The organism is Citrobacter sp. (assembly GCF_050252275.1).
Taxonomy (GTDB): domain Bacteria; phylum Pseudomonadota; class Gammaproteobacteria; order Enterobacterales; family Enterobacteriaceae; genus Citrobacter_A; species Citrobacter_A amalonaticus.
This window is the reverse complement of the sequence record NZ_JBFWLF010000119.1, coordinates 1-12,804: the sequence shown is the minus strand read 5'-3', so window position 1 is coordinate 12,804 and position 12,804 is coordinate 1. Positions and strand designations below refer to the sequence as shown.

General features: G+C 53.4%; 11 protein-coding genes. 5 read left to right on the top strand and 6 right to left on the bottom strand.

Going from position 1 to position 12,804, the window contains the following annotated elements; genetic code table 11:
- Positions 1 to 1,425, top strand: a 1,425-nt coding sequence (locus tag AB7E14_RS11895; protein WP_428169549.1) for an MFS transporter, incomplete at its 5' end; no start/stop codon positions are given.
- Between the two features lies 1 nt (position 1,426).
- Here the strand turns inward: AB7E14_RS11895 and AB7E14_RS11890 are convergent.
- The 3 genes from AB7E14_RS11890 to yddG all read right to left on the bottom strand — a co-directional run bounded on the left by AB7E14_RS11890 (position 1,427) and on the right by yddG (position 4,459).
- A complete protein-coding gene (locus AB7E14_RS11890) occupies positions 1,427 to 1,867 on the bottom strand; it encodes a GFA family protein (protein ID WP_043000687.1) in 441 nt (146 codons plus the stop codon).
- An 87-nt stretch (positions 1,868 to 1,954) separates the two neighbouring features.
- A complete protein-coding gene (ompC, locus tag AB7E14_RS11885; RefSeq protein WP_046402011.1) occupies positions 1,955 to 3,031 on the bottom strand; it encodes a porin OmpC in 1,077 nt (358 codons plus the stop codon).
- A gap of 546 nt (positions 3,032 to 3,577) precedes the next feature.
- Positions 3,578 to 4,459, bottom strand: a complete 882-nt coding sequence (yddG, locus tag AB7E14_RS11880; RefSeq protein ID WP_044326782.1) for an aromatic amino acid efflux DMT transporter YddG — start codon at positions 4,457 to 4,459, stop codon at positions 3,578 to 3,580.
- 235 nt (positions 4,460 to 4,694) lie between these two features.
- Here yddG and fdnG point away from each other — a divergent pair, with 235 nt between their 5' ends.
- The 4 genes from fdnG to AB7E14_RS11860 all read left to right on the top strand — a co-directional run bounded on the left by fdnG (position 4,695) and on the right by AB7E14_RS11860 (position 10,018).
- Positions 4,695 to 7,742, top strand: a complete 3,048-nt coding sequence (gene fdnG / locus AB7E14_RS11875; RefSeq protein WP_428169548.1) for a formate dehydrogenase-N subunit alpha — start codon at positions 4,695 to 4,697, stop codon at positions 7,740 to 7,742.
- 13 nt (positions 7,743 to 7,755) lie between these two features.
- A complete protein-coding gene (gene fdxH / locus AB7E14_RS11870) occupies positions 7,756 to 8,640 on the top strand; it encodes a formate dehydrogenase subunit beta (RefSeq protein WP_043000690.1) in 885 nt (294 codons plus the stop codon).
- Positions 8,633 to 9,289 carry a formate dehydrogenase-N subunit gamma gene (fdnI, locus tag AB7E14_RS11865; RefSeq protein WP_043000691.1) on the top strand — a complete coding sequence of 219 codons (657 nt, stop codon included), beginning with the start codon at positions 8,633 to 8,635 and terminating at the stop codon, positions 9,287 to 9,289. The genes fdxH and fdnI overlap by 8 nt, the downstream gene beginning before the upstream one ends.
- A 126-nt stretch (positions 9,290 to 9,415) precedes the next feature.
- The gene (locus AB7E14_RS11860; protein WP_044257938.1) at positions 9,416 to 10,018 is read left to right on the top strand and encodes an inorganic diphosphatase; all 603 of its coding nucleotides are present in this window, start codon (positions 9,416 to 9,418) and stop codon (positions 10,016 to 10,018) included.
- Positions 10,019 to 10,062: 44 nt separating this feature from the next.
- Here the strand turns inward: AB7E14_RS11860 and AB7E14_RS11855 are convergent, their stop codons facing one another.
- The 3 genes from AB7E14_RS11855 to AB7E14_RS11845 all read right to left on the bottom strand — a co-directional run bounded on the left by AB7E14_RS11855 (position 10,063) and on the right by AB7E14_RS11845 (position 12,520).
- Positions 10,063 to 10,347 carry a HigA family addiction module antitoxin gene (locus AB7E14_RS11855; RefSeq protein ID WP_043000693.1) on the bottom strand — a complete coding sequence of 95 codons (285 nt, stop codon included), beginning with the start codon at positions 10,345 to 10,347 and terminating at the stop codon, positions 10,063 to 10,065.
- Positions 10,347 to 10,625 carry a type II toxin-antitoxin system RelE/ParE family toxin gene (locus tag AB7E14_RS11850; protein WP_316961660.1) on the bottom strand — a complete coding sequence of 93 codons (279 nt, stop codon included), beginning with the start codon at positions 10,623 to 10,625 and terminating at the stop codon, positions 10,347 to 10,349. Before AB7E14_RS11850 ends, AB7E14_RS11855 begins: the two co-directional genes overlap by 1 nt.
- A 179-nt stretch (positions 10,626 to 10,804) precedes the next feature.
- A complete protein-coding gene (locus AB7E14_RS11845) occupies positions 10,805 to 12,520 on the bottom strand; it encodes an ABC-F family ATP-binding cassette domain-containing protein (protein WP_316961659.1) in 1,716 nt (571 codons plus the stop codon).
- Between the last annotated feature and the right edge of the window lie 284 nt (positions 12,521 to 12,804).

The window sequence follows — 12,804 nt, the reverse complement described above, 5'->3', positions numbered from 1 at the left end:
GCAACGGTGCTGCACGTTGCCGCACCCACGCTGAGTATGACGCTGGGTGCCAGTGGCAACGAGCTGTTGTGGATCATTGATATTTACTCGCTGGTGATGGCAGGGATGGTACTGCCGATGGGCGCGCTCGGCGATCGCATCGGCTTTAAGCGCCTGCTGATCCTCGGCGGGACGCTGTTCGGTCTCGCGTCACTGGCTGCCGCCTTTGCCCACACCGCCAGCTGGCTGATCGCCACTCGGGCCATTCTGGCAATTGGCGCAGCGATGATCGTACCGGCGACGCTGGCCGGGATCCGCGCCACCTTCTCGCAAGCACGCCATCGCAACATGGCGCTTGGCGTCTGGGCGGCAGTGGGGTCTGGCGGGGCGGCATTCGGCCCGCTGGTGGGTGGCATGCTGCTTGAGCACTTCTATTGGGGCTCAGTGTTCTTAATCAATGTGCCGATTGTACTTGTCGTGGTGGCGCTCACCGCGCGCTATGTTCCGCGTCAGGCCGGACGTCGCGATCAGTCGCTCAATCTGGGACATGCCATTATGCTGATTGTCGCGATTCTGCTGCTGGTTTACAGCGCGAAAACGGCGCTGAAAGGGCACATAGCTACCGGCGTTATCGCGCTGGCGCTGGTGAGCGGCGCACTGTTGCTGGCGCAGTTTGTCCGCATTCAGCTGGCGGCGAGTCGTCCCATGATTGATATGCGCCTGTTCACCCATCGTATTATCTTAAGCGGCGTGGTGATGGCGATGACAGCGATGATTACACTGGTCGGTTTTGAGCTGTTAATGGCGCAGGAATTGCAGTTTGTTCATGGCTTAACGCCGTATCAGGCTGGATTGTTTATGCTGCCAGTGATGCTGGCCAGTGGGTTTAGCGGCCCGATTGCCGGGATGCTGGTATCACGACTGGGGCTGCGGAAAGTGGCAACCGGCGGAATGGCGCTAAGCGCATTGAGTTTCTATGGCCTGGCGGCAACGGATTTCAGTACCCAGCAAATTCAGGCCTGGATGTTAATGGCGCTACTGGGATTCAGTGCCGCCAGCGCGCTGTTGGCCTCAACGGCGGCGATCATGGCGGCGGCGCCAGCCGAGAAAGCGGCAGCGGCCGGGGCGATCGAAACGATGGCCTATGAGCTGGGGGCGGGGCTGGGAATTGCTGTCTTTGGTCTGTTGCTCAGCCGCAGTTTCTCTGCGTCGATTGCTCTTCCTGACGGTCTGAACGCCGGAGAAATGGAACGTGCCTCGTCTTCAATGGGTGAAGCGGTACAACTGGCGCAGTCGCTTCCCTCGGCATTGGCGGATCCTGTTCTGCTGGCCGCGAAGCAGGCTTTTACCTGGTCGCATAGCGTGGCATTAAGCAGCGCCGGGAGCATGCTGATTTTGCTGGCAGTCGGCATGTGGTTCAGTCTGGCGAAGGCCGCACGCGAGTAACTCAGTAGGTGAACTGGCAGCGGTTGTCCAGTTCTTCCACTTCCTTGCCGCTCAGACGAGCGTACTGACCCGTCAGCCGCCAGAATGCGGGTTGCGTTTCGGTATAAATCTCAGCGGCGAGGATCAGACGACGACGATCGACCTCGTTAAATTCGAGCAACGTCCAGGGAATGAAGTAGCGCTCAGTGTCGGTCAACTTGATCCACAGCGGACATCCACAGCCGGAACAAAAATACCGTTCCCCGCGTGGCGACGATGCAAAATGCGCCGGGTCGGATGCATCGGCATCCATCATCGGCTGCCCACAGGCTTCCAGATACATCGCGATCCCACCGGACCATTTCTGGCAAATCGTACAGTGACAGGCGTAGACATCGAGGGATTCGAGGTCGACGGTGAAATGGCTCTGCCCGCAGAGACAACGTCCTGTATAGGTTTGCACGGCATTCTCCTTATGACCGATTCGATTTAGGGGGAAAAAAAACCAGCCCATCGTGGGCTGGCTTTTGTACAGCTCAATTCTAAAAAATTAGAACTGATAGGTCAGGCCAACGGCAACGATGTCGTCAGTGCCTACACCAGCAGCACGAGTAAAGTTGCTTTCGTCGATCAGGTTGATTTTGTAATCAACATAGGTAGACATGTTTTTGTTGAAGTAGTAGGTTGCGCCAACATCAACGTATTCAACCAGATCCTGGTCGCCCCATGCACCCAGGTCTTTACCTTTGGATTTCAGGTAAGCCAGGGACGGACGCAGACCGAAGTCGAACTGATACTGAGCAACAACTTCAAAGTTCTGAGTTTTGTTCGCGATGTGATCATCACCGAACGGCGTCATGTTACGAGTTTCAGAGTAGGTAGTTGCCAGGTAGATGTTGTTTGCATCATATTTCAGGCCTGCAGCCCACACTTCAGCGTTGTCGCCGGAAGCATTCAGGCTGTTGTCACCGTAGGCAACCTGGTCATCAGTACGGTCAGATTTCGCATAAGCGGCGCTTGCTGCAAAACCTTCGTACTCATAGCTGGTGGACAGACCGAAGCCGTCACCGTTCGCTTTAACTTCGTCGCCACGATCGTTTTTACCCTGATACTGCAGGGCAAAGTTCCAGCCTTCAACCAGACCGAAGAAGTCGGTGTTACGGTAGGTTGCAACGCCAGTGGTACGGGCAGTCATGAAGTTGTCAGTCTGGGTCCAGGTGTCACCACCGAACTCAGGCAGAACGTCGGTCCATGCGCCAACGTCGTAAGCAACGCCATAGTTACGGCCATAATCGAAAGAACCGAACTCAGCAAATTTCAGACCAGCAAACGCCAGACGAGTTTTGTTGCCTTTGTTGCCATTCGCTTCGTCGTTGTTGCCTTTGAATTCATATTCCCACTGGCCGAAACCGGTCAGCTGATCGTTAATCTGCGTTTCACCTTTGAAACCCAGACGTGCATAAGTTTTGTCGCCATCATCGCCGTCATTGTCGGAGAAGTAGTGCAGAGCGGTAACTTTACCGTACAGATCCAGTTTGTTGCCGTCTTTGTTATACACTTCTGCCGCATTCACGACGCCTGCTGCCAACAGGCTAGTCACTGCCACTGCAACTAATTTAAGTTTCATTGTTAACAATCCTTATAATTTTCTTGGTGTGATTCCTGAACCATTGTCGATCGAATCATTTAATCAATGGCAAGCTATTTTTAAATTACGCAGCAGTATCAATTCAATAATAAGTTTCATGTAATTGCAGATTATTTCCATTTGTGTGATCCAGATCGCCTTAAGTCAAATCTGAGTCGCAGATCTTCTTAGAAATTACCTTTCATGCAATATTTTCACAGGGGACTATATACGCGGAATTGGTTATTAATTGAGTTAGTTAACAATGTGTACTATATACGGATTAATAATTGTCAAACAACGTAACTCACTGATTTATTAGCGTCTTGTTAGCATAAATTTAACATAAAGTTAATGAGTTAACGCTCTTAATAAAGATGAAATAAATAAATCCTATACCATTGATTAATACAGTTATGGTTGAGTGGTCAGAAAAATCAAATAAGAATTTTCTAACAAAAGATGAATATCCTAAAAATAAACGAGTGACGATTTGTCGCGCGAAGGTGAAGCCCGGGCCAGAAAGCGTACCGACCCGGTAGAGCGTTATACGCGGCGTGTAGCCCACCAGCACAGCAGAGAACCGATGCAGACCATAATGGCACCCTGCCAGAAAGAGAACGATAGCGGGGCGCTCAGCAGCACGGCTGCCAGCGCAGATGACAGCACCGGTGTGAAATACGAACCAACCGCCATGATGGTGACATTCCCGTGCAAAATTCCCACGTTCCAGGCCGCATAGGCAAAGCCCAACGTCAGGGCGGCAGAGACCAGTTTTATCACCACCGGTGTACTGAACACCATTTCAGGTTGCGGCGTCAGAAAATAGTGGACCCACAAACTGAGTGCGGTCAGTAAAACAAAAACCGTGATGCCATTAAATCCACGTGCATATTTATTGGTTACGGTACAGTAGGTCGCCCAGATAAATGCCCCAAGAAAGGCGAGAAAATAGCTCAATGGACTGCTGGTGATATTGCTGATAATTTCCCCTGGATTCAGACCATTTTCGCCCCCCAGCACCCAACAAATACCGGTTATCGCGAGCAGTAATCCAGGAACGATTATCCAGCTGGTTTTTTGACCATTAAACAAAATCGCGAATAAAATAGTCAGACTTGGCCATAAATAATTAACCATACCGACCTCAATCGCCTGATGACGTGTGGCGGCATAGCCCAACGATAACGCCAGACATATTTCATAACTGACAAACAGCACGCTACCGGCGATTAAATAACCAACAGGAAAACGACGGATAGTGGGAAATCCCACGGTAAATATCAGTAACAGTCCACTTAATGAATAAATTGCCGCCGCACCGCCGACTGGCCCAAGTCCTTCACTGACGCCGCGAATCAGACCTACCATGGTGCTCCACAGCACAATGGCTATAAGTCCAATCAGCGTTGCTTTTTGTTTCGTCATTCCGTTTGCCGTTTCCCATGCCTTATCTAAAAAGAAGTCGAAATATATAGCACTTTTTTAGCGAAATTATCCAGGTGAATCCGAAGAGGGGTTACCACCTTAGTGGTATATAAAACCGACAATTGGGGCTATTTAGTAGCGGAACCGTTTCGTTATTGATTTGACTCAAAAAAAATATGGGTATTGCTGTTAGTTTCCTCGGCGACATGACAACTCTGGAAAAAGAGGGAAAGCAATGAACGTCAGCCGCAGAAAGTTTTTTAAAATCTGCGCGGGCGGTATGGCTGGAACAACGGTTGCTGCGCTGGGATTTACGCCCAAAATGGCACTGGCTCAATCGCGAAATTATAAACTGTTGCGCGCGAAAGAGATCCGAAACACCTGCACATACTGTTCCGTAGGTTGCGGGCTATTAATGTATAGCCTGGGAGATGGAGCAAAAAACGCCAAAGAAGCGCTTTATCATATCGAAGGGGATCCGGATCATCCGGTCAGCCGTGGCGCATTGTGTCCGAAGGGCGCCGGTCTGCTGGATTACATTCATAGCGAAAACCGTTTGCGCTACCCGGAATACCGTGCACCCGGCTCCGACAAATGGCAACGCATTAGCTGGGATGATGCACTGACCCGCATTGCAAAACTGATGAAAGCCGACCGCGACGCCAACTTTATCGAGAAAAATGAACAGGGCGTAACGGTAAACCGCTGGCTTTCCACGGGGATGCTCTGCGCCTCCGCCGCCAGTAATGAAACCGGCATGCTGACGCAAAAATTTGTGCGCTCACTCGGCATGCTGGCAGTAGACAACCAGGCGCGCGTCTGACACGGACCAACGGTAGCAAGTCTTGCTCCAACATTTGGTCGCGGTGCGATGACCAACCACTGGGTTGATATCAAAAACGCCAACGTCGTGATGGTGATGGGCGGTAACGCCGCTGAAGCCCATCCAGTGGGTTTCCGCTGGGCGATGGAAGCGAAGAACAACAATGACGCCACGCTGATTGTTGTCGATCCCCGTTTTACCCGTACCGCCTCGGTTGCGGATATTTATGCGCCGATTCGCTCCGGCACGGACATTACGTTCCTGTCCGGTGTGCTGCGGTATCTGATTGAAAATAACAAAATTAACGCCGAATACGTCAGGCATTACACCAACGCCAGCCTGCTGGTGCGGGATGATTTTACCTTTGATGACGGTTTATTCAGCGGTTATGACGCGAAAAAACGGCAGTACGATAAGTCGTCCTGGAACTACCAGTTCGATGAAAACGGCTATGCCAAACGCGATGACACTCTGTCGCATCCGCGCTGTGTATGGAATTTGCTGAAACAGCACGTTTCCCGCTATACGCCGGACGTCGTCGAGAACATCTGCGGGACGCCGAAGGCTGACTTCCTGAAAGTGTGTGACGTGCTGGCCTCCACCAGTGCGGCGGATCGTACAACCACGTTCCTGTATGCGCTGGGTTGGACCCAACATACGGTCGGGGCGCAGAACATCCGCACGATGGCGATGATCCAGCTGTTGCTCGGCAACATGGGGATGGCCGGCGGCGGCGTGAACGCCCTGCGTGGTCACTCGAATATTCAGGGGCTGACTGACCTCGGACTGCTTTCCACCAGTCTGCCTGGTTATCTGACGCTGCCGTCGGAAAAGCAGAGCGACTGGCAGACCTGGCTGAACGCCAACACGCCGAAAGCCACGCTGGCGGATCAGGTGAACTACTGGAGCAACTATCCGAAGTTTGCCGTCAGCTTGATGAAAGCGTTCTACGGCGATGATGCGCAGAAAGAGAATGACTGGGGCTTTAACTGGTTGCCGAAATGGGATCAGGCCTACGACGTCATTAAATACTTCAACATGATGGATAGCGGGAAAGTCACCGGCTACATCTGTCAGGGCTTCAACCCGGTTGCGTCCTTTCCGGACAAAAACAAAGTGGTTCGCAGCCTGAGCAAGCTGAAGTACATGGTGGTGATCGATCCGCTGGTGACTGAAACCTCAACCTTCTGGCAGAACCACGGCGAGTCGAACGATGTCGATCCGGCGTCCATTCAGACGGAAGTGTTCCGCCTGCCATCCACCTGTTTTGCTGAAGAAGATGGCTCCATTGCCAACTCCGGGCGTTGGCTACAGTGGCACTGGAAAGGTCAGGATGCACCGGGTGAAGCGCGTAACGACGGTGAAATTCTGGCCGGGCTTTTCCATCGTCTGCGCGAAATGTATCGCACAGAAGGTGGTAAAGGTGTGGAACCGCTGCTGAAAATGCGCTGGGACTACAAACAGCCGGATCACCCAGAGTCAGAAGAAGTGGCGAAAGAGAACAACGGCTACGCGTTAGCCGATCTCTATGACGCCAACGGCGTGCTGATTGCGAAGAAAGGGCAACTGCTCACCAGCTTCGCGCAACTGCGTGATGATGGTACGACCTCGTCTTCCTGCTGGATCTACACCGGTAGCTGGACGGAGAAGGGCAACCAGATGGCCAACCGCGATAATGCCGACCCATCAGGGCTGGGCAACACGTTGGGTTGGGCATGGGCATGGCCGCTGAACCGCCGCGTGCTGTATAACCGTGCATCAGCGGATATCAACGGTAAGCCGTGGGATGCGAAACGTATGCTGATCCAGTGGGACGGGGCGAAATGGACGGGTAACGATATCCCGGACTTCAACACCGCGCCTCCGGGCAGCGCAACCGGTCCGTTTATCATGCAGCCCGAAGGACTGGGGCGCTTGTTTGCCCTTGATAAACTGGCGGAAGGCCCGTTCCCTGAACACTACGAACCAATGGAAACGCCGCTGGGTACTAACCCGCTGCATCCGAACGTGGTGTCCAGCCCGGTCGTGCGCATCTATGAAGATGACGTCTTGCGCTTAGGGAAGAAGGACGCGTTCCCGTATGTCGGAACGACCTATCGTCTGACCGAACACTTCCACACCTGGACCAAGCACGCGCTGTTGAACGCTATCGCGCAGCCGGAACAGTTTGTGGAGATCAGCGAAACGCTGGCCGCCGCCAAAGGCATTGGCAACGGTGACTACGTGAAGGTAAGCAGCAAGCGCGGATTCATTCGTGCGGTTGCGGTGGTGACACGTCGTCTGCGTAAGCTGCACGTCAACGGTCAGGAGGTTGAAACCGTCGGGATCCCGCTGCACTGGGGCTTTGAAGGGGTGGCGCGTAAAGGCTATATCGCCAACACCCTGACGCCAAACGTCGGTGACTCAAACTCGCAAACGCCGGAGTACAAAGCGTTTTTAGTTAACATCGAGAAGGCGTAAGGGGGGCGAGCATATGTCTTTGGAAACGCAGGACATCATCAAACGGTCCGCAACAAACACGATTACGCCGCCACCGCAGGCGCGTGATTACAAAGCCGAGGTCGCCAAGCTCATTGACGTCTCCTCCTGTGTGGGCTGCAAAGCCTGCCAGGTGGCCTGCTCTGAGTGGAACGATATCCGTGACGAGGTAGGACATTGTGTCGGGGTGTACGACAACCCCGCCGATCTCAGCGCCAAGTCCTGGACGGTGATGCGTTTTAGCGAAACCGAACAGAACGGCAAACTGGAATGGCTGATTCGTAAAGACGGCTGCATGCACTGTGAAGATCCGGGCTGCCTGAAGGCCTGCCCGTCTGCAGGTGCAATCATCCAGTATGCCAACGGGATTGTCGATTTTCAGTCCGAGCACTGCATTGGCTGCGGCTACTGCATCGCCGGGTGTCCGTTTAATATTCCGCGCCTTAATAAAGAGGACAACCGCGTCTATAAATGTACACTCTGCGTCGATCGCGTCAGCGTGGGTCAGGAACCGGCCTGTGTCAAAACCTGTCCGACCGGGGCGATTCATTTCGGCACCAAACAAGAGATGCTGGAAATGGGCGAGCAGCGCGTCGCGAAGCTAAAAGCGCGCGGCTACGAACATGCTGGTGTCTATAACCCTCAGGGCGTTGGCGGTACGCATGTGATGTATGTCCTGCATCACGCGGATCAGCCGGAGCTCTACCACGGTTTACCGAACGAGCCGAAAGTCGACACCTCTATCAATCTGTGGAAAGGGGCGCTGAAGCCACTAGCGGCCGCCGGATTTATCGCCACCTTTGCCGGGCTGATCTATCACTACATCGGTATAGGTCCGAACAAAGAAGTGGACGATGACGAGGAGGACCATCATGAGTAAATCGAAAATGATTGTGCGCACGAAGTTCATCGATCGCGCCTGTCACTGGACGGTGGTGATTTGCTTCTTCCTGGTCGCGCTGTCGGGGATTTCATTTTTCTTCCCGACGCTGCAATGGCTGACGCAAACCTTCGGTACGCCGCAGATGGGACGCATTTTGCACCCGTTCTTTGGCGTGGCGATCTTTATCGCGCTGATGTTCATGTTTGTCCGCTTCGTTCACCACAACATCCCGGACAAGAAAGACATACCGTGGCTGAAAAACATTGTCGAAGTGCTGAAAGGCAACGAACACAAAGTGGCGGATGTCGGCAAATATAACGCCGGACAGAAGATGATGTTCTGGTCGATCATGAGCATGATTTTTGTGCTGCTGGTGACCGGCGTGATTATCTGGCGTCCGTATTTCGCGCAGTATTTCCCGATGCAGGTGGTGCGTTACAGCCTGCTGATCCACGCAGCGGCAGGGATCATTTTGATCCACGCCATCCTCATTCATATGTACATGGCATTCTGGGTGAAAGGATCGATTAAAGGGATGGTTGAAGGGAAGGTGAGTCGCCGCTGGGCGAAGAAGCACCACCCGCGCTGGTACCGTGATATCGAGAAAGCAGAAGCGAAAAAAGAGAGTGAAGAAGGGCTAAACTAATTCCTTTTTCAGCAGATGAAGGCGCTACGCAGGTAGCGCCTTTTTTTTGCCATAAAAACGTCATGATCCTGTCATTAGCTAAACGTAACGTGTTGTCTTCACAAATAACCGAAGAGTTAACCAACAATGCATCTGGTCAAAAAATTGCTCGCTGTGAGCGTACTTCTTTCCGCGTCAGTTCAGGCGCAGAACATTCTCGAATTCCCACAGCCGGAGAACAATCCGGAAGAATTTTACGCCGTGACGGAAATCCCGGCAGGCGGGATCATTAAATATGAAACCGACGCCAATACCGGCTTTATCGTTGCAGACCGCTTTCAGTCGATGCCGGTGGCCTATCCGGCAAACTACGGTTCGCTGACCCAGTCGCTGGCAGGTGATGGCGATCCACTGGATGTGATTTTCTATACCCGCGCGCCGATGGCACCGGGAACGCTGATCAAACTGCGTGCGATTGGCGTACTGAAAATGATTGATGGCGGCGAGAAGGATGACAAAATTGTGGCGGTTCCCGCCAGCAAAATTGATCCTACGTATGACAATATCAAGGAACTGGCCGACCTGCCGAAAATCGAAGTTCAGCGCCTGGAATCGTTCTTCCGCGTCTACAAAGAATTACCGGAAGGACGCAAGAAAGTGGAGCTGAACGGCTTTAACGACGCGGCGACCGCAAAGCAGGAAATCAAACAAGCATGGGACGCCTGGAAAGCGAAAAAACCACAGCAATAAGCGATTTTGCCGGACGGGGTTTACCTGCCCGGCTGTCAACGCGATTACTGCACCGCCAGACGGCGCAGACGGGACACGTCCACGCTTTTTTGCGCTTGTGCCAGACTCCAGGTATTTTGCAGATTTAGCCACATTTCCGGGGAGCTGCCGATCACCACAGAGAGTTTGATCGCCATTTCCGGGGTGAGTGCCGCTTTGCCCGTGAGTAACCGGCTGGCGGTTGAGGGCGCAATCTCCATTGCTCTGGCAAATTCACGCAAACTGACGTTCAGTTCGTCCAGCGCTTCCTGAATGATATCCCCTGGGCGGGGATGATTCGCCATTTTCATTAATGATAATCCTCATAATCCAGAATATACGCATCGCCATTGACGAATTCGAACGTCATACGCCAGTTGCCTGAAACCGATATTGACCAGACGCCATTACGATCGCCGCTCAGAGGATGCAGCCGGTAACCGGGCATGTTGATATCGTTCACGCAGCCTGCGGCGTCAATCACGGCGAGGCGGTGTCGCAAACGTTTGACGTGCTTTGCCAGCACGCCTGACGTTTTACCGTGAAGAAACAGGTCGCGTAATCCCTTGTGCCTGAAATTCATGATCATCCTTTTCACCTCGTTCCTTCATGAGGAACATTAGCATTGTGTTCCGTTCGGCGCAACAATTTTCGCCATCGCGTGTGCGATTGTGTGGCGAAATGAACAAAGAGAAAAGGAGAGGGGATGAATACTGGAAAGCGCCACGCAAATTGCCCGGCAAACCTCACGTTGCCGGGCATTGAGGGTTAAAGACGCGCGGTGATGTCGTCTATCTCTTTACGCCACTGAGCCTGCAACTGCGGTTTCTGGTGTCTCGGTTTTCGCGCCAGATCCTCAGCCAGACGCTGTTCGAGTACGAGCAGTTTTTCCAGCAGTTGCTCCTCATCAACCAGCTCCGCGACCAGTGAAGCATTATCCTCCAACACCGCTGGCAAGTGTTCTGTTGCGGATTGTCGAATACGAGCATAGACGGCGTCCAGATCGTGCCATTCGCTGAGCTCGCCGTCGTCAACAAACCAGAACCGATTACAGCTCTGGCTGATGAGTTGCCGATCGTGACTGACCAGCAGCACGCCGCCTTCAAAGGTTTGCAGCGTCTGCGCCAGCGCCTCTTTACCTTCCATATCCAGATGGTTGGTCGGTTCATCCAGCATCAGCAGGCTATAGCGCGCCAGCGACAGACCGACAAACAGCAGACGAGAGCGCTCGCCACCGCTTAACGTACTGACCGATTGCGCGTGGCGTATCCACGGGAATCCCGCGCTAATTAGCGCCATTTTACGGATATCCGGCTGCGGGGCGAACGGTTCCAGGGCGTCAAACAGCGACGCGTCATCCGGTAATTGATGCAGCGTTTGATCGTAGTAGCCCAGCGTCACGCGAAGGTGGAGGCGCAGCGAATCTGATTCATGTTCGGTCTGATAATGTTGCCAGATCAGTTTTAACAGCGACGATTTACCGCAACCGTTGCGCCCGACGATCGCCACCCGATCGCCGCTCTTCAAACGGATGCCCGCAATGGTAAACAGCGTCGGCGCCTCCGGGGCAGGCGTGACCGACAACTGAGACAGTTCCAGCAGACGGTCTGCCCGCAGCGCGTCTCCGCGCAATGTTAGTGACCACTGACTTCCTGCCGTCAGATCCGTTTGCATCTCCTTCAGACGTAATACCTGCTTTTCCATTTGCTTCGCTTTGCGCGACAGATCTTCGTTATCATACACCCGGCCCCAGGTGGCCAGTCGTTTCGCACTGGCGGTGATGCGATCGATCTCTTTTTGTTCCGCCTTATGGCGCAACGCGTCGCTGGCGTCGCGTTCAAGCAGTGCCTGGCGTGCCGCGCTACAGGGCAGTGCAAAGGCGTGTAGGGTACGATCGCGCAAGATCCACGTGCCGTTTGTGATCGCGTCGAGCAGTTGCGGATCGTGAGACACGACCACAAAACTGCCGGACCAGTTCTGTAGAAACTGCTCCAGCCACAGTAACGTCGGCAAATCCAGGTGGTTCCCCGGTTCGTCAAGCAGCAGCAGATCAGGCTGGCGCATCAGCGCGCGGGCCAGCAACAAACGTGTATGCTGACCGCCACTCAGGGTTTGTGCCGTTAATTGCCGATCCTGGACACTGAAGCCCATCTGCGCGAGTAACGCCTCGACCTGCCAGAGCTGGCTGGCCCGTTCTTGTTCAGGAAGTTGTGCCAGAACGGCTTCCTGTAACGTCAGCGGCAGGATCTCGTCGGGCAGATGCTGTTCGACACGCGCAAGATGACAGTGGTTCGCCAGCGCCAGGGTGCCGCCAGTCGGGACAATTGAACCGTCGAGAACTTTCAGCAGCGTGCTTTTGCCGCAGCCCTTGTAGCCGATCAGCCCAATGCGATCGCCTTTTTTCAGGGTAAACGTCAGATCGTCGAAAAGCGTGCCGAACGCGGTATCAACGTGCAGGGATTGTGCGGTTAGTAATGTGCTCATTGTTGCTTACTCAAGAGTTACAGGCGTCAAAACGCCTCGTCAAACATCGCTGACGATAACCCGGTAAGCCCGAGAGAAGGGGAATTCAGAAGTTAGCTTCGCTCAAGCAGAAGTTATCGCAGCACGATACCGATAACGCTTGAGCACTGGCGATCGCCAAAAGCATGTGAAGCGATGAAGCGTTCACAGTACAGCATAAGTATCCTCCTTTTATTTATCCGAATGTTAATCGATGGCGAAAGTGTAATCGCAAGCGATGAGACAGCGCAAGCCTGAAGGCCCGG

Bases quoted from the DNA above. Each gene is read 5' to 3' on its own strand.
- ompC (WP_046402011.1), bottom strand. From the start codon at position 3,031: ATGAAACTTAAATTAGTTGCAGTGGCAGTGACTAGCCTGTTGGCAGCA.
- yddG (WP_044326782.1), bottom strand. From the start codon at position 4,459: ATGACGAAACAAAAAGCAACGCTGATTGGACTTATAGCCATTGTGCTG.
- fdxH (WP_043000690.1), top strand. From the start codon at position 7,756: ATGTCTTTGGAAACGCAGGACATCATCAAACGGTCCGCAACAAACACG.
- fdnI (WP_043000691.1), top strand. From the start codon at position 8,633: ATGAGTAAATCGAAAATGATTGTGCGCACGAAGTTCATCGATCGCGCC.
- AB7E14_RS11860 (WP_044257938.1), top strand. From the start codon at position 9,416: ATGCATCTGGTCAAAAAATTGCTCGCTGTGAGCGTACTTCTTTCCGCG.
- AB7E14_RS11855 (WP_043000693.1), bottom strand. From the start codon at position 10,347: ATGAAAATGGCGAATCATCCCCGCCCAGGGGATATCATTCAGGAAGCG.
- AB7E14_RS11850 (WP_316961660.1), bottom strand. From the start codon at position 10,625: ATGATCATGAATTTCAGGCACAAGGGATTACGCGACCTGTTTCTTCAC.
- AB7E14_RS11845 (WP_316961659.1), bottom strand. From the start codon at position 12,520: ATGAGCACATTACTAACCGCACAATCCCTGCACGTTGATACCGCGTTC.